Genomic DNA, 18,270 nt, shown 5'->3' with positions numbered 1-18,270 from the left:
CGCGTCCGGTCCGCAGCGTCCGGTAGGTCACCCCGGTCTCCGTGACCGGCCGTTGCGCGAGGGTTCCGTAACCGGTACCGCCCGGCTCGCGCGGTACCCGTTCCGCCGCGCTCGACGCGCCCCGTTCTCGTGACCCGTTGTGTCCAACTTGTCTGGCGCCACGCCACACTTCTCATTGATTGACACTCTGAGTCGTTGATCAGACACTTTCAGTGGTTGGGGTGGGATTCCCGCTAAGAAACCGCTCATCGTGCCGAATGGCCACGAGCCCCGGTGGCCGTCCGGTCACTCCGGTCGTCACGATGCCCACGCGGCGCGAGGCCGCCGAAATCGTGATCGATCGAAGGGGTGCCGCGCCGTGCTTTCGCTTCTCGCTGTTCTCGGCGGCGTCCCCGATCAGGTGGGGACGGTCGGCCCGCGTACGTCCGGTGGCAGTGATGGGTGACGTGCCACGCCCGGCGAGGGCGTCCGGTGGTTCCGGCCGGTGCACGGGCCTGATCGGAGGCCCGCCGTCGAGGTACAGGCGGGCACTCGCCCAGCTGCTCGTCCTGAGCGCGGCCGCCGGCGCGCTGAACGCGCCGGCTCCCATGGCCGCGTCGGCGGCCGGCACGATCGTGTTCGACCAGCCCTTCCACAACAACACGCCCAACGGGCTCGGCGCCGTGGTGCTGCCCGCGCTGCCGAGTGGCGGCACGAACATGGCGTGCCTGACCGCCTCCGGCAACCCCAGCACTGGCGCCCTGCACACCTGTGACAACAACTTGGACGCTCAGGGCTCGGGCAAGCTGCGCCTGACGGACGCGGTCACCACCAAGGTCGGTGGGCTCCTCGGCGCCGCCAGCGTGCCGACCTCGCAGGGGCTGGACGTCACGTTCAACACCTACCAGTACGGCGGGTCGGCGGCCGACGGGATGACCTTCGTCCTGGCCGCGGTGAACCCCGCCACGTCCGCGCCTCCGGCCAACATCGGCCAGTCGGGCGGTGCGCTCGGCTACACCTCGTTCTCCTCCCTCCCCGGCCTGGCGTACGGCTATCTCGGCATCGGCTTCGACGTGTACGGAAACTTCAGCAACAGCGCCTACCAGGGAAGCGGCTGCACGAACCCGGCCTACATCGGGACGGGCAGCGTCCGGGTGGCCGGCCAGGTCGTCGTCCGCGGGCCGGGCAACGGCACCGTCGGATACTGCGCGATCAACAGCACGGCGACCTCGACGAGCGCCCCCGTTCTCGGGCTGAGATCGACCACCCGCAGGGCCGTCCCGGTCCAGGTCGGTATCAACCCCACCAACACGGTTCTCACCACCGCCGCCGGCATGTCCATCCCGGCCAACAGCTACCGAGTGATAACCACCCTGGTGAACGGTACGTCCAGGACATTGACCGGCACTCTCCCCGCGGTCTCCACGAGCCTGTTCCCGGCGAGCTGGCTGACCGCGGCCGGGATCCCCCGGCAGCTGGCGTTCGGCTGGGTGGCCTCCACCGGCGGCATCACCGACTTCCACGAGGTCGACAACGCCAGGGTCGCCACGATCAGCGCGGTTCCCGAGCTGACCGTCGCTCAGACCAGTTACAACGCCGCGACGCTGCAGCCGGGCGACCCCGTGACCTACAGCGTCGTCGCGGGTGTCGCGGCGGGTCTCGATGAGACCACGCCGATCACGATCACCCAGACCCTGCCCGCCGGAACGGTGCCCGTGGGGGCGTACGGCACCGGGTGGGTCTGCTCGGCGCCGTCGTCGCGCTCCATAACCTGCACGAACTTCGCCACCCCGTTCGCGGACGGGACGACGTTACCGCCGCTCACCGTGGTGGGCATCGTCACCGGGACCGGCGTCACGCCGGCGCAGATCCAGAGCGGGACCGTGGTCACCGCGTCGTCCAACGACGCCAATCCGGCCTACCTGTCGACGACGACCGTCGGCACGCTGCCGGCGACGCCCGGCGGCATAACCCTGAGCTCGAACTCGGGCACCATCTCCGGCGGCGGAGTGGTGACCGTGAGCGGGACGAACATCTCCAACGCCACCGCCATCGAGATCGGCACCACCGCCCAGCAGCAGGCGGGAACCCCGGTCGTCCTGCTGCCGTGCCCCTCGGGGGTCACCACCGGCTGCTTCGTCAACAACGGCGACGGCACCCTGACCATCCCCTCCATGCCCGCCAGGACCACGGCCGCCGCGGTGAACGTCAACGTCGTCACCGAGGGGCTGGACGCGCAGGCCGCCTACACCTACACCTCCGCCCCCGCGGCGCCCGTCGCGCCCACCGCGGTGGCCGGGACGACCAGCGCGACGGTGAACTGGACGGCGCCGGCGGCCAACGGCAGCGCCATCACCGGCTACATCGTGACCCCGACCCGCAACGGCGTGGCCCAGACCCCGGTGTCCTTCGACGCCTCGGCCACCAGCAGGACGCTGACCGGGCTGACCGCCGGTGCGACCTACACCTTCACCGTCACCGCGGTGAACGCCGTCGGCACCGGCCCGGCCAGCCCCGCCTCCAACGCGGTCGTCCCCTACGACGTCCCCGGCCGGCCCACCATCACCGCGGCCACCGCAGGCACCTCCTCGGCGAATCTCACCTGGACGGCGCCGGCGACCAACGGCAGCGCCATCACGAGCTACGTCGTCACGCCCTACATCGGCGGCGTCGCGCAGCCCACCCAGACGTTCCCCGGCACCGCGACCACCCAGCGTGTCGTCGGCCTGACCCCCGGCACCTCGTACACGTTCACCGTCACCGCCGTGAACGCGGCGGGCCCGGGCCCGGCGTCCCTGCCCTCCGCCGCCGTCGTCCCCAACGCCTCGCCCGCCTTCACCTTCGCCCCGCCGCCGGCCGGTGAGGTGAACGTCGCCTACAGCGTCCCGCTGACGGTCACCGGCGGTACGACGCCGTACGTGTGGTCGGTCAGCGCGGGCGCCCTGCCGCCGGGTTTGACGTTGAACGCCTCGACCGGTGTGCTGTCGGGCACCCCGACGGCGGCGGGCAGCTATTCCTTCACCGCGCAGGTGACGGACGCGAGCAATGTGAGCACCACCCGGGCGGTCACCCTGGTCATCGCGCCGCTGCCGGTGCTGACGTTCCCGGCGCCGCCCAACGGCGAGGTGAGCATCCCCTACAGCATCCCGCTGACCGTCACCGGAGGCACCGCGCCGTACGTGTGGTCGATCACGGCGGGCAGCCTGCCCCCCGGTCTGACGCTGAACACCTCCACCGGCGTGCTGTCGGGCACCCCGACGCTGGGCGGCGTCTTCTCCTTCTCCGTCAGGGTGGTCGACGCCTTCAACCAGAGCAGCACCAGGACGGTGAGCGTGACGATCGCGGCACTGCCGACGTTCACGTTCGCCGCGCCGCCGCCCGGACAGGTCGGGGTCGCCTACAGCGTCCCGCTGACCGTCAGCGGAGGGGTCGCGCCCTACACGTGGTCGGTCAGCGCGGGCAGCCTGCCGCCGGGTTTGACGTTGAACGCCTCGACCGGTGTGCTGTCGGGCACCCCGACGGTGATGGGCAGCTTCGCGGTCACCTTCCGGGTGGTCGACGGAGGCGGCCTCGCGGACACCAGGTCCGCGACGCTGGTGATCGCGGCCGGAGCCCTGGTCATGGTCAAGACGGCCAGCGCCTCCTCGGCGGTCCCGGGCGGCACGGTCAATTACACGATCACCGTGAACAACACCGGTAGCGCCGCCTTCACCGGCGCGACGCTGGACGACCCGCTGGCGGGCGTCCTCGACGACGCGACCTACAACGGCGACGCGACCGCGAGCGGCGGCTCGGTGTCCCTGAACGGCCAGACCCTGACCTGGACCGGCAACGTGGCGGCCGGCGCCACCGTGACCATCACCTACTCGGTCACGGTGAACAACCCCGACACCGGCAACAAGGTGCTGGCCAACGCGGTGACCTCGTCGACGGTCGGCAGCACCTGCCCGGCCGGCGGCCTCGACACCCGCTGCTCGGCCACCGTGACCGTGTCCGGGCTGTCCATCGTCAAGGTCGCCAACGTCTCGACGGCGACTCCCGGGGGAAGCATCGGATACACGGTCACGGTGACGAACAACGGCCAGACCCCGTACACCGGTGCGACGTTCACCGACGCGCTGGCCGGCCTGCTCGACGACGCCGTCTACAACGCCGACGCCGTCGCGACGACCGGCAGCGTGTCGTACACCGCCCCCAACCTGACCTGGACCGGCAACCTCGCGCCCGGTGCGAGCGCGAGCATCACCTACTCGGCCACGGTGCGCAACCCCGACCCCGGCAACAGGATCGTCTCCAACACGGTCTCCTCGGCCACTCCCGGCAGCACCTGCCCGCCGGGAAACCCCGGCCCGCAGTGCGTCGCCACCGTCACCGTCCTGGTTCCGGGACTGACGATCAACACCAGCACGGACGTGGCCAACGCCACCCCCGGTTCGGTCGTGAACTACACGTTGACGGTCTCCAACACCGGGCAGACCCCGTACGTCGGGACGAGTTTCACCGTTTCCATGGTGGGTGTGCTGGACGACGCGACGGGCAACGGAGACTTCGCCTCGACGTCGGGTACCGTCGTCAACAACCTGAACGGCACCTTCACCTGGACCGGTGACCTGGCCATCGGCGCGACCGTCACCGTCACAGGTTCGGTCACCGTGAAGGATCCCGACACCGGCAACAAAGTCCTGACAACCTCCGTGATCTCTACCGCGCCTGGCAGCAACTGCCCAGTGGGCAACCAGGCTCCCGGGTGCTTCAGCGTCATCACGGTCCTGGTCCCCGGTCTGACGATCGTCAAGACGGCCGACACGCTGACCACGACCCCCGGTTCGGTCGTGAACTACACGGTCGCGGTCACCAACTCGGGGCAGACGCCGTACACCGGCGCGACGTTCGCCGACGCGCTGGCCGGGGTGCTGGATGATGCGACCTACAACGCGAACGCCGCCGCGACCAGCGGCTCGGTCGGCTTCGCGGGCTCCACGCTGACCTGGACAGGGAACCTGGCCGTCGGGGCGAGCGCCACGATCACCTACTCGGTGACCGTCGCCAACCCCGGCACCGGGAACAAGACGCTGACCAACGCACTCACCTCGGCCACCACCGGTAGCAACTGCCCGTCGGGCGGTGGCGACGCCCGGTGCTCCAGCAGTGTGACGGTCCTCGTCCCGCAGCTGACGATGACCGTCACGACCCCGTCGAGCACCGCGGCCCCGGGTGGCGTCGTGCCGTACACCCTCACGATGGTCAACACCGGGCAGACCCCCTACGTGGGCATCAGCGCCGTGTTCACCGTCGCGGACGTGTTCGACGACGCGACCTACAACGGTGACATCGTGACGAGCTCGGGCAGCATCGACGTTACCCCGGACGGCTCGCTCCTGTGGACCGGGGACATCGCGATCGGCGCGACGGTCACCATCGCGGGTTCGGTGACCGTCAACGATCCCGACACCGGTGACAAGGTTTTGAGTGGCTCCTTCACCTCCGCCGCGCCGGGCAGCACCTGTCCGGCCGTCGGTGCGACGGCGCCCGGCTGCTTCAGCGTGGTCACCGTCCTGGTGCCGGGGCTGACGATCACGAACACCGCCGACACTCAGACGGCCGTCCCCGGCGGCACGGTCACCTACACGACGACGGTCACCAACACCGGGCAGAGCGCCTACACCGGCGCCCAGGTCGTCAACCAGCTGGCCCAGGTGCTCAACGACACCTCCTACAACGGCGACGCGACCGCGACGAGCGGCACGGTCGCCTACGCCGGGTCCGACCTGACCTGGAGCGGTGATCTGGCGGTCGGCGCGAGCGCCACGATCACCTACTCCGTCACCGTGAACGACCCCGTCCTCGGCGACAGGTTGATACGCAACGTCGCGGTGTCGTCCACGCCGGGCAGCACCTGCCCGGCGGGCAGCACCAACCCGGCGTGCGTCTCGACGGTGATCGTCCTGGTGCCGGAGCTGACCATCGCCGCGAGCGCGAACACCGCCACGACGGCGCCCGGGGGCGTCGTCGACTACACGGTGACCGTCACCAACTCCGGGCAGACGCCGTACGCCGGCGCCGCCGTCACCAACCTGCTGGCCGGGGTGCTGGACGACGCGGCCTACAACGGGGACGCCAGCGCCACGAGCGGAACGGTCGGCCTCACCGGCTCCGACCTGAACTGGACCGGCGACCTGGCGGTCGGCGCGAGCGCCACGATCACCTACTCCGTCACGGTCGACAACCCCGTCACCGGGAACGCCCGGCTCTCCAGCACCGCCGTCTCCTCCACCACGGGGAGCAACTGCCCGGCGGGGGGCACCGACCCGCGCTGCACCGTCCAGGTGGCGGTGGCGCGTCTCGTGCTGGAACAGAGCTACACCCAGACCGGGGCGACCCCCGGCTCGACGATCACCCTCAACGCCACGTTCACCAACACGGGACAGGTTCCCTACACGGGGATCTCCGTCTCCGCCCCCACCGCCGGCACCCTCGACGACGCCATCCCCAACGGGGACCAGACCGCGAGCTCGGGGACGCTCGTGCTCAACGCCACGAGCCTCACCTGGACCGGGAACATTCCCGTCGGGGGAGTCGTCACCGTCACCGGAACCCTCACGCTCAAGGACCCGCCCACCGGCGACCGGACCGTCACGGGCACCCTCGTCTCCGCCGCCCCGGGCAACAACTGCCCGTCCGGCGGCTCTGACCCCCGCTGCACCGCCACGCTCAACGTGCTCGTCCCCGGCCTGACGATCACCAAGACCGCCGACACGGCCGTCACCGTCCAGGGAGGCACCGTCGGCTACACGATCACCGTCGTCAACTCGGGGCAGGCACCCTACACCGGCGCGACGTTCACCGACCCGCTGGCCGGGGTGCTGGACGACGCCGTCTACAACGCGGACGCCACCGCCACGACAGGTACGGTGAGCTACGCCGGATCCACGCTGACCTGGACCGGGAACCTCGCGGTCGGGGCGAGCGCGACCATCGCCTACACGGTCACCGTGCGCAACCCCGACCCCGGGGACAAGGCGATGATCAACACGATCTCCTCGCCCACCACCGGCGTCAACTGCACACCGGCGAGCGGCGACGCGCGGTGCACCAGCACCGTGGGCGTGCTCGTCCCCGCGCTGAGGATCACCAAGACCTCGAACCCCACGACGGCGGTGCCGGGGACCACGGTCACCTACACGATCGTCGCCACCAACACCGGGCCGCTCCCCTACACGGGGGCGACGTTCACCGACGCGCTGGCCGGGGTGCTGGACGACGCCGCGTACAACGCGGACGCCACCGCGACGAGCGGAACGGTCGGCCTCACCGGGTCCGACCTGATCTGGACGGGGGATCTCGCGCCCGGTGCGAGCGCGACCGTCTCCTACACGGCCACCGTCGACAACCCGGTGACCGGTGACCTGAACCTGGTGAACACCGTCACCTCAGCCACCCCGGGCAACAACTGCCCGGCCGGCGGGACCGACCTGCGCTGCGTCGACAGCGTCCCGGTCACCGACGCCACCACGCTGACGTTCGACAAGGCCGCGAGCACCCCCTCGGTCGCGCAGGGCGAGACGGTCACCTACATCGTCACGATCGGCAACAGCGGGCTGACGCCCTACGTCGACGCGACGTTCACCGATTCGCTGGCCGGGGTGCTGGACGACGCGACCTACAACAACGACGCCGTGGCCGGCAGCGGTGACGTCGCCTATGATGCACCCGACCTGACCTGGACCGGGACCGTTCCGGCCGAGGGGTCGGTCACGGTCACCTACTCGGTGACGGCGAACCCGCCGGCCTCGGGCGACGGGATCCTCACCAACGCCCTGGTCTCGGACTCGGTGGGCGGCAACTGCGGCGTGGCAAGCACCGACCCCCGCTGCGCGGAGACGGTGACCGTGGCGAGCCTGGCCATCGTGACCTCGTCCGACAAGCTGGCCTACCTGCCGGGCGATGTGATCCACTACACCACGGTGATCACCAACACCGGGCAGACGCCCTACTTCGGAATCGGCGTCCTGTTCCGGGGGATCGAAGGCGCCGACGACGCCGTCGCCAACGGCGACCAGACCGCCACCTCCGGGACGCTGACGCTGAGCCTGGGAGGGGTGACGGGGCTGACCTGGACCGGGGACGTCCCCGTGGGCGGCAGCGTCACGCTGACCGGCAGCCTCACGGTGAACAACCCCGACCTGGGGGACAAGCTGATCACTCTCACCACGCTCTCCACGGTGCAGGGCAGCAGCTGCCCCGCGGTGACCGAGCCCGGCTGCACCAACACGGTCACCGTGCTGACCCCGGGGCTGACGATCACCAAGGTCGCCGACCGGAGCACGGTCGTCCCGGGCGGCCCCGTGGCCTACACGATCACGATCGCCAACACCGGGGACAGCGTGTACACCGGCGCCGTCGTCACCGACGCGATGGCGAGCGTGCTGGACAAGGCGACCTACAACGGCGACGCGGCGGCCACCTCCGGCGTGGTCGGCCTCGCCGGGACCACGCTGACCTGGACCGGAGACCTGGCGGTCGGGGCGACCGCGACCGTCACCTACTCGGTCACCACCACCGACCCCGCCACGGGTGACAAGCTCCTGGCCAACCAGGTGGTGTCCAACGAGGCCGGCAGCACCTGCCCGCCTTCCAGCACGAACACGGCGTGCGAGGTGAGCGTCCTCGTCCTCACCCCGATCCTGACGCTCGTGAAGACGCCCGGCGCCACGTCGGCCGTCCCCGGGGCGGCGGTCACCTACACGATCACCGCCACCAACACCGGGCAGGTGCCCTTCGCCGCGGCGACGTTCACCGACGCGCTGACCGGGGTGCTGGACGACGCCTCCTACAACGGGGACGCGAGCGCCACGACGGGTGACGTCACCTTCACCAGCCCCAACCTGACCTGGACCGGAGCTCTCAACCCCGGCCAGGCGGTCACGGTCACCTACAGCGTCACGGTCGACGACCTGGGCACCGGCGACGAGCGGCTGGTCAACGCCGTCACCTCCACCACCTCCGGCAGCACCTGCCCGACCGGCGGCACCGACACCCGCTGCCTCAGCGACGTCCCGATCTCCAGGATCACGATCACGAACGTGGCGGACGTCACCACGGCCGTCCCGAACCAGGTGGTGAACTACACGGTCACGGTCACGAACACCGGTCAGACGCCGTACGCCGACGTCGCGGTGAACGAACTGTTCGCGGGGGTGCTGGACGACGCCGTCTACAACGGCGACGGGGTGGTCTCGGCGGGCGGCTTCTCCTTTTCCGGCGCCGACGTGGGGATCTGGGAGTTCCCTCTGGCGGTCGGCGCCAGCGCTGTCGCGACCTTCTCGGTGACGGTGCTGAACCCCGACCCGGGGGACAAGACCCTCACCGCTGTCGTGACCTCGGCCACCCCGGGGAACAACTGCCCCGTCGCCGGTACCGACCCGGCCTGCACCTCGACGGTGACCGTGCTGACCCCCGCCCTGGACGTCTCCAAGAGCGCGGACCGGACGACGATCACGCCCGGCGGGACCATCACCTACACGATCACGGTCGCCAACACCGGCCAGACCCCGTACACGGGAGCGACCGCGACCGACGACCTGACGGGGGTGCTCACGGACGCCTCCTACAACGGTGACGCGAGCGCCACGAGCGGCACCGTCATCCTCACCGGCTCCAACCTGACCTGGACCGGCGACCTCGCGATCGGCGCGACCTCGACGATCACCTACTCGGTCACCGTGCTGAACCCCGATCCCGGCGACAAGCTGATCAACAACCGGGTCTCCTCCGACACGCCGGGCAGCACCTGCCCGTCCACCGGAACCGTCGCGGCGTGTACGACGCTCGTCACCGTGCTCGTCCCGGCGCTGACCATCGTCAAGACGGCCAACGCGGTGACCACGACCCCCGGCGGCACGGTCGGCTACACGATCACCGCCACCAACAGCGGGCAGACGGCCTACACCGGCGTGAGCGTCACCGACCCGCTGGCGGCGGTGCTGGACGACGCCGCCTACAACGGCGACGCGACCGCCTCGACCGGCACGGTCGGCCTCGCCGGGCAGACCCTGACCTGGACCGGCGACCTGGCGATCGGGGCGACGGTGACCATCGGCTACTCGGTCACCGTCAACACCCCGGACGCCGGCGACCGGGTGCTCGCCAACACCGCCGCCTCGTCCGCGCCGGGCAGCACCTGCCCGGTGGGTGGCAGCGCCCCGGCCTGTGCCGCGTCGGTGGCGGTCCTCCTGCCCGGACTGACCACCTCCATCGTCGCCGACCGGGCGACCACGACCCCGGGCGGCGTCACCCGGTTCACGATCACGATCGCCAACACCGGCCAGACCCCGTACTCCGGCGCGAGCGTCGTGAACTCCCTGGCCGAGGTGCTGGACGCCGCCACCTACAACGACGACGCGACCGCCACCACCGGCGCGGTCGGCCTCGCCGGAACCACACTGACCTGGACCGGTGACCTGCAGGTCGGGGCGACCGCGACCGTCACCTACACGGTGAGGGCCGCCGACCCCAATACCGGCGACACGAGCATGACCAGCGTCATCTCCTCGTCCGTGCCCGGCAGCACCTGCCCGGTGGGCGGCACGGACCCGGCCTGCGGCGCGACCGTCACCGTCCTGATCCCCGCGCTGAGCATCGTGATGACCGCCGACACGGCGACCACGACCCCCGGCGGCACGATCGGCTACACGATCACGCTCACCAACACCGGGCAGACGGACTACACAGGCGCCTCCGTCGTCGCCGCGCTGGACGGCCTGTTCCCCGACACGGTCTACAACAACGACGCGAGCGCCTCCACCGGCGTCTTCGACTACACCGCGCCGAAACTGACCTGGGTTGGATCCCTCGCGACCGGCGCGAGCACCACGATCACCTACTCCGTCACGGTGAAGGACCCCGACCCCGGTGACAAGGCACTGACCAGCGGCGTGTCCTCCACCGCACCGGGCAGCACCTGCCCGGTGGGCGGGAACGACCCGGCGTGCACGACGTTCGTGCGCGTCCTGGTGCCGCAGCTCACGATCACACAGACCGCCGACACCGCCACCGTCGTCGCCGGAGAGGCCGTCCAGTACACGGTGACCCTCGTCAACACCGGCGAGACCGACTATCTCGGCGCCGCGTTCACCGAGCCGCTGGCCGGGGTGCTCGACGACGCCGTCTACGCGGGCGACGCGACCGCCACCGTCGGCACCGTCACCTACGCCGCCGGCACCCTCAGCTGGGGAGGCGCCCTGCCCATCGGGGACACCGCGACGATCACCTACTCGGTCACCACCGTCTATCCGCCGCCGGGCGACAAGATCCTGACCAGCACCGTCAGCTCCGTCACGGCCGGGGCGACCTGTCCCGAGGGGGGAGACGACCCTCTCTGCACCACGACTGTCGCCGTCCTGACCCCCGGCCTCACCATCACCAAGACCGCGGACAACAGCGGTGACGTGGTGGCGGCCGTCACCGTCCAGTACACGATCACGGCCACGAACACCGGGGAGTCGCCGTACGCCGAGGCCGCGTTCACCGACGCGCTGGCCGGGCTGCTCGACGACGCCACCTACGCGGGCGACGCGACCGCCACCGTCGGCACCGTCACCTACGCCGCCGGCGTCCTCAGCTGGACCGGGGCGCTACCGGTGGGGACGAGCGCGGTCGTCACCTTCAGCGTGGTCGTCACCCACGAGACCACCGGCGACGCGATCCTCGACAACCAGGTCACCTCGGCGACCGTCGGCAGCACCTGCCCCGCCGGCGGCACCGACCCCGGCTGTTCCGTCCAGATCGCCGTGACCCCCACCAGCATCACCCTCGTCGATCTGACCAGCACCTTCACTCTGACCGGCAAGCCGGACTCGACGGTCCGCGACAACCAGGCCGTGACCATGACGGTCATCACGAACAGCTTCGACGGCTACACCGTCACCGTGCGGGCGGCGTCCCCCGAGCTCACCTCCGACCAGCCCGGCAACGACTCCACCATCCCGATCGGGAACCTGCGCGTGCGCGAGAGCGGCACGACGGCCTTCCAGCCCCTTTCGACCACCGTCCCGGTGCTCGTCCACGACCAGCCGGTTGCGTCCGCCCCCAACGGGGACGCCATCGGCACCGACTTCGAGGCTTACATCCCCTTCGTCCAGGTCGGCGCCTATTCAGGGACGCTCACCTACGTCGCGACGGCCAAATGACACCGCGCCGTCCCTGGAAGCCCGGGTGGGCTCCCCCTGTACACGAGCAACGTGAAGGAGAAATCCATGGCACTGATCGCGATGATCCGTCCTTCCACCGGCACGCTGCGCGCCGCGGTCCGCTACGGGCTCGGCGCGGCCCTGGCCGTCGCCCTCGCCGTACCGTCATCGGCGGCGGCCGCCCTCAAACCGCATCCCGAGGACCCCGGGGGCGCCGGGGGCAGAGCGAGTAAGGCGGTGACCGGGGGCGTACCCAGCCTGAGCATCAGCATCGACAACGGCCGGACCACCGCCGAGGAGGGAGACCGGCTCACCTACGCCGTCACCGTGCGCAACACCGGGGCGACCCGCGTACGCGACCTCGAACTCACCCAGACCCTGCCGGCCGGCCTCAGGTTCGTCTCGGCGGACGGCGGGGGCTCGGCCTCGAAGGGGCAGGTCCGCTGGAGCGCCGACGTGCCGCCCGGTAAGGACGCCACCTTCCACACCGTCGCGGAGGTGGGGGCCACCCCGGAGGACCTCCTTCGCCTGGCCAGCATCGCCTGCGCGAACACCGAGGGAAGCGACAGGCCGATCGTCTGTGCCACCCACTCCGACCAGTTGCCCGCCGGAGCGGCGGCGGCCGAGGCCGCGCACGTGAGAGCCCACCCCGTGTCGAGCCGCCTGGGGTACGTGGGTCTGGGCGCGGGGGCCGGGCTGCTGGCCCTGGCGCTGGTCGGGCTGCTGTTCCTCCGCCGCTCCAGGCGCGGCCGCCACCTGCGGCAGCCGCCTTCGTGACGACTCAGAGCAACGGAGTACGGGGCCCGTACTCCGTTGCTCAGGAGTGTGACCGAAGCTGCGCATCCAGGGTCCAGATACCGACGTCCACATTGACGACCCTCGCGCGGTAGAGCTCCCGTTCGGTCAGGATGCAGAGGTCGCCCAGACCCAGCTTGGCCATCACGTGGTCGGAGAACGGCGTTCCCGTTCCCGCTCCCGACAGGAGTGACCGCAGGAAGCCCTCGCCCCATTCGACGGTGTGCAGCACCCAGGGCGCCTGCCCGGTGATGACGAGTCCGAGGAGATCGGACAGCTTGTCGGCGTGCTGCCTGCGGAGCCGGCCGTCCGAGAGTTGGGCGATGTGGTTGCCGGTCTCGATCACCGCGGTGACGGGCAGGATGAGATCGCATGATCGTTTCTCGTCCCGGAGCGCTCGCAGCACGCTTTCCCGGTCCTGGTTCCTCCCGGGGACGTCGAGGATGTTGCAGAGCACCGAAGTGTCGACGAACTCGACCCTGCGGACCATCGTCAGCCGATTCCCATCAGACGGTCGAACTCGCTGAAGTCACGCTCTCGGGGCGGTGCCTGCTCCAGCAGGCCCGACGTGATGATCGTGCCGAGATCCCCCTGAGCCATCAGGCTAGGGTAACCGTCGATTTCGGGAAGTGTACGGAGGTTCGACAGGCCTGTGGCGCGATCCCGGGAACACACCACGACGTTCTTGTGATCCTCGGAACTCAGTGCGGAAAGCAGGGCGGGGCTGTGCGTGGTGAAGATCACGCGGGCGGAATTGTCCACGGTCGCCTGCTTCACGAGATCGAGCACCTGTGTCGCCTGGGATGGGTGGAGGCCGTTCTCGAGTTCCTCGATGACCAGCATGGGCGATTTACCGTCATCACTCGTGTCGCGCCCGCCCAGGTCGAGATCGCGTCCCTGCCGCAGCAGCGTCGTGGCGATGGCCGTGAACCTCAGCAGGCCGTCGCTCATCTCGCGTGCGGGGGTGATCGCGGGTCCTTCCCGCAGGGCGAGCATCACATCGTTCAGGTCCGAACGAACGGCCTCGATGCCCGTCACCTCGTGCTCGACGAGGTTCTGCACCCGGGTGAGAAGCTGCCGGAATCGCTCGGTGTCATGCGTCGCCATGTGCCCGATGACGGCGGAGAGGTTCTCCGCCGTCCTGCGCAGCCTTATATCGCGACCGGGGACGTACTGCCTCATCAGGTGCGGGACGGGATCGAGATGGAAGACGCCGCGCAAGGCTTCCAGCATGTCCTCGGCCGCCGTGAGGACAGCGCGCTCCCTCTCGTTCCTGCCCTCCAGCCGGAGAGCGAGCTGGCTGGTCAGGAGCCGGGAGGAACGGAAGGGGGCGCGCGGGCTGCGACCGGGCCGGCCGGTGTACCAGGTGGCGTCGATACTGCCCGACCCCGGCGAGGCGCTTTCGGTCGCGAGCAACTTGTGACGGAACCGCTCCAGCCAGTTTTTCGTGGATCGTTTGTGGCCTGATATGCCCCAGAGCGTTTCGCTGACGATCTCCGGCTCGGGGCGGACCTGGATCGTGACGTCGAACTGCACGATCCAATAGCTGCTCGGTTCGCTTCTGAGAGGGAAGACCGTGCAGCCCAGGCTGAACCGGTCCGTCCCGTGCGGGGGACATCCTTCGATGCCCCCGCGGAGGGGCCCCTCGTCGCCGCGCCTGCTGTCGAGCGCGTCCACGATGTCCGTACCGGCCGCCAGCCGGGAGAGCACCTCAAGCCCGTCGAGCGCGTTCGACTTCCCGCTGCTGTTGCGGCCGATGAGCGCCGTCATACCGCCCAGCGGGAGTGTCGCGTCGCGAAACGTCTTGAACTCCGTGAGGCGCAGCTCATGCAGGTACGGCTTCATATTCGAACGGTACACGTGCGCCCCCTGCCGGAGGGGACGCACGTGAGCCTCTACTCGTCGCCGGTGAGGGAGAAGCTCCGCAGGCGCCTGCCCGCCCAGACGACCGCGCCGACGGTGACGATGGCCAGGGCGGGGACGGCGAAGCCGAGGGTGATCTCGGTGGAGAAGAACGCGGAGGACGACAGCTGGTCGGCGATCGTCTGGGCCCACTGCTGGATGGAGAACCTGCGGGCGCCGGGCACGAAGTTGCCGACCACGCCCTCCCAGACGAGCGCGTAGACGATGCCGATCGTGACCGCGTGCCGGGTCAGCACGCCCAGCAGCATGAACACCGCCGCGTACGCGATCCCGCCGATGAGGGAGCCGAGCGCGAAGCCGTACGCGATACCGGATTCGAGGTTGACCAGCAGGTAGGCCGCGACGAAGGTCGGCACGGCGGCGAACAGCGCGAGCATCGAGGCGGCGACCACGAACTTGGTCCGGGCGATCACCGGGCGGGAGATCGGCTTGGACAGCAGGTGGATGATCGTGCCGTCGTCGATCTCGGGGGCGATCACCCCGGTCCCCGCGATCAGGCCGAGCAGCGGCAGCATGGTGCCGATGGCGAAGGTCTGCATGAGCGTGACCGCGGTCCGCTCGTCGGCGGCGCCGATGAACCTCAGCAGGGCGGCCATGGCGACCAGCACCATGGGAAGCATGATCAGCAGCCAGATCCGGCGGCGGCCGAGGAGCGCCCGGTAGGAGATTCCGGCGATGACACCGTTCATGGTCAGCTGCTCCTGTTGATCAGGTAGGAGAAGACGCTCTCCAGGTCTTCGTCGGCGGGGGAGACCTGCAGGATCCGGATGTCCGCGTCCTTGGCGACCCTGGGCAGCAGCCGGGTGAAGCGCCGGAAGTCGACGGCGTGCACCTCCAGGCCCGCCTCGGTCAGCGAGACCGAGCCCGAGGAGGCGTCGGCGATCAGCGCGGACGCCAGGCGGCGGTCGTCGCTGGAGCGGACCCTGAACAGGTGCGGGCGGTCGGTCATCCGGCGGCGGATCTCGCGGAAGTCCCCGGAGGCGGCGTGGCGTCCGGCCACCAGCACCTCGATGTGCTGGGCGACCCGCTCCACCTCCTCCAGGATGTGCGAGCTGAACAGGATGGTCTTGCCCGCGGTGCCCATGGCGCGGACCAGGTCCATCAGGTGCAGGCGCTGGCGCGGGTCCATGCCGTTGAACGGCTCGTCGAGCAGCAGGACCTGCGGGTCGTGGACGAGGGCCGCGGCCACCTTGACGCGCTGGCGCATGCCCTTGGAGTACGTCTCGATCCTGCGGTCCTTGGCGCTCTCCATCTCCACCAGGGCGAGCGCCTTGCGCGCGGCGTCGTCGGGGTTGGGCAGGCGGTGCAGCCTCGCGCTGGACAGCACGAACTGCCAGCCGGTGAGGAAGCCGTAGACGGCCTCGCGCTCGGGGACCAGGCCGATGGAGCGGTAGATCTCGTGGTTGCGCCAGATGCGGTCGCCGTCGAGGGTGACGGTGCCGCCCGAGGGGGCGAGGAACCCGGCCATCATGTGCAGCAGCGTGGACTTTCCCGCGCCGTTGGGGCCGAGCAGCCCGGTGACGCCGGGGCCGACGGTCATGGTGATGTCGTTGACGGCGACCACGTTGCCGTACCAGCGGGACACCTGGGCCAGTTCGATCTTCATCGGGAGGCCGCCTTACGGTAGCGCGCGATCAGGGCCGTGACGGACAGGGCGATCAGCGCGATCATGATCACTCCCGCGACGAGGGATCCGCCGTCCGGCGGGTAGATGACGCCCGCGGTGGGTGTCGCCCCGAAGATCCCGACGTGCACGGCGGCGTCCACCAGGAAGAACGGGTTGATCAGCCACGCCCACGCGGCGGCGGTGTCGTCGCCCATCGACTCCAGCGTCGCGAACAGCACGGTCGAGGTGGCGGAGGCGAGCAGGTAGAAGGCGATGACCGCGGCCACGCCCAGGCCGCGCCTGGGGGTGAACGAGGCGATGGCCACGCCGAGGCAGGCCAGCAGCAGCGCGTAGCAGACCGCGCCGGCCATGGAGGTGAGGTATTCGGCGGTGTGCGTGTCGCCGGGCAGGTCGATGACCACCTCGCCGATGTAGAGCACGGTGAGGGGCGCCGCCAGCAGCAGGAACATGGCGGTCGTCATCGCCGCGAGCTTCGCCCCGACGTAGTCCCAGATCGTCACCGGGCGCGACAGGTAGAGCGGCAGCACCCGGAAGCGCAGGTCCGGCGCGACGGCGTACGGCGACTGCGAGGCCAGGAAGATCGCGAGCACGGCCTGCATGACGACGGCGTACTCGGTGTAGCGCATCCCCTCCTGCTGGGCCAGCGCCATGATCGCGATGGAGACGACCGCGGGCAGGAGCATGACGCCCAGGAGCACGAAGGGGATGATCTTCGAGCGGGCGGTGCGGCCGAGCCCGAAGATCCCGCGCAGGCTGTGCGCGGTCAGCGCGGCGGTGGCGTGGCCGCGGCCGAGCCGCGGCCCCTCGTAGTGGCGGTATCCGATGTCGTGGATGACACCCGTGGGTTCAGACATTGACCGGCTCCCTGAAGACGTCCTCGATGCGCTGGCGGCCCTGCTCCACGCGCACGAGGCAGAGGTCGAGCTCGCAGACGGCGTCACGGAGTGCGTCGAAGGTCTCCGGCGCGCGGACGTGGACGAGCAGCAGCCTGCCGTGCGGGGTGACGGTCTCGCCCAGTTCGGTCAGCCGGGCCGCCAGCGCGTCCTGCCCCTCCTCGACCTCGACGGTCACGGTCTGGGTGATCTGGGTGAACTCCCCGATGGACGAGGAACGCAGCAGCTTGCCGCCGTCGATCACGATGACGTGGTCGCATACCCGCTCCAGCTCGCCCAGCAGGTGGGAGGTGACCAGCACGCTGATGCCGAACTCGGAGCCGATCCTGCGGATCAGCGCGAGCATCTCGTCGCGGCCCCGCGGGTCGAGGCCGTTGGTGGGCTCGTCCAGCAGGACCAGGCGCGGGTCGTGCACCAGGGCCTGGGCCAGCTTGACGCGCTGCTTCATGCCGGTGGAGTAGCCGCCCATCGCCCGGTAGCGCTCCTCGTACAGCCCGACGTGGCGCAGGACGTCGGCGGCGCGCTCGCGGGCCGCGGTGCGCGGCAGGCCCGACATCTGGGCCATGTGCACGGTGAACTCGGTGGCGGACAGGTCGGGCGGCAGGCAGTCGTGCTCCGGCATGTAACCCACGACCCGGCGGATCTCCGCCCCCCTGCTCGTCGCGTCCATGCCCAGCACCTGGGCGCTTCCCGCGCTGGGTTCGAGCAGGCCGAGCAGGATCTTGATCAGCGTGGATTTGCCCGCGCCGTTGGCGCCGACCAGGCCGGTCACACCGGGGCCGACGGTGACGGTGAGCTGGTCGAGCGCCGTCACCCGGGGGAAACGTCTGGTTAGTCCCTCGGTGGCGAGGATAGTCATGCTCGG

Annotated in this window: 8 protein-coding genes; 2 read left to right on the top strand and 6 right to left on the bottom strand. The window is 70.2% G+C overall.

Annotated features, from left to right (window positions below):
* Positions 1-437: 437 nt before the first annotated feature.
* Positions 438-12,167 carry a putative Ig domain-containing protein gene (locus tag ACTOQ2_RS12340; RefSeq protein ID WP_440099762.1) on the top strand — a complete coding sequence of 3,910 codons (11,730 nt, stop codon included), beginning with the start codon at positions 438-440 and terminating at the stop codon, positions 12,165-12,167.
* Between the two features lie 66 nt (positions 12,168-12,233).
* Positions 12,234-12,944, top strand: coding sequence for a hypothetical protein (locus ACTOQ2_RS12335; RefSeq protein ID WP_440099761.1), 711 nt, complete (start codon positions 12,234-12,236; stop codon positions 12,942-12,944).
* 40 nt (positions 12,945-12,984) lie between these two features.
* Here ACTOQ2_RS12335 and ACTOQ2_RS12330 read toward each other — a convergent pair whose 3' ends face one another.
* From ACTOQ2_RS12330 to ACTOQ2_RS12305, 6 genes are read right to left on the bottom strand one after another with little or no spacing between them, the layout of a single operon-like run.
* Entirely contained in the window at positions 12,985-13,452 is a 468-nt protein-coding gene (locus ACTOQ2_RS12330) for a hypothetical protein (protein ID WP_440099760.1), read from the bottom strand.
* A 2-nt stretch (positions 13,453-13,454) separates the two neighbouring features.
* On the bottom strand, positions 13,455-14,849 hold the full coding sequence (locus ACTOQ2_RS12325) for an AAA family ATPase (protein WP_440099759.1): 1,395 nt from the start codon (positions 14,847-14,849) through the stop codon (positions 13,455-13,457).
* A gap of 8 nt (positions 14,850-14,857) precedes the next feature.
* The gene (locus ACTOQ2_RS12320; RefSeq protein ID WP_440099758.1) at positions 14,858-15,574 is read right to left on the bottom strand and encodes an ABC transporter permease; all 717 of its coding nucleotides are present in this window, start codon (positions 15,572-15,574) and stop codon (positions 14,858-14,860) included.
* A 2-nt stretch (positions 15,575-15,576) separates the two neighbouring features.
* On the bottom strand, positions 15,577-16,491 hold the full coding sequence (locus tag ACTOQ2_RS12315) for an ABC transporter ATP-binding protein (RefSeq protein WP_362678441.1): 915 nt from the start codon (positions 16,489-16,491) through the stop codon (positions 15,577-15,579).
* Complete coding sequence (locus ACTOQ2_RS12310; RefSeq protein ID WP_440099757.1) at positions 16,488-17,366, bottom strand: ABC transporter permease; 879 nt, start codon at positions 17,364-17,366, stop codon at positions 16,488-16,490. Before ACTOQ2_RS12310 ends, ACTOQ2_RS12315 begins: the two co-directional genes overlap by 4 nt.
* Positions 17,359-18,264 (bottom strand): ABC transporter ATP-binding protein, encoded by a 906-nt coding sequence (locus tag ACTOQ2_RS12305; protein WP_440070970.1) that lies wholly within the window; start codon positions 18,262-18,264, stop codon positions 17,359-17,361. The genes ACTOQ2_RS12310 and ACTOQ2_RS12305 overlap by 8 nt, the downstream gene beginning before the upstream one ends.
* Positions 18,265-18,270 lie beyond the last annotated feature (6 nt).

This window comes from Streptosporangium sp. H16 (assembly GCF_051918855.1).
Classification (GTDB): Bacteria; Actinomycetota; Actinomycetes; order Streptosporangiales; family Streptosporangiaceae; genus Streptosporangium.
The sequence above is the reverse complement of the archived record's forward strand: the minus strand, read 5'-3'. Positions and strand labels throughout refer to the sequence as shown.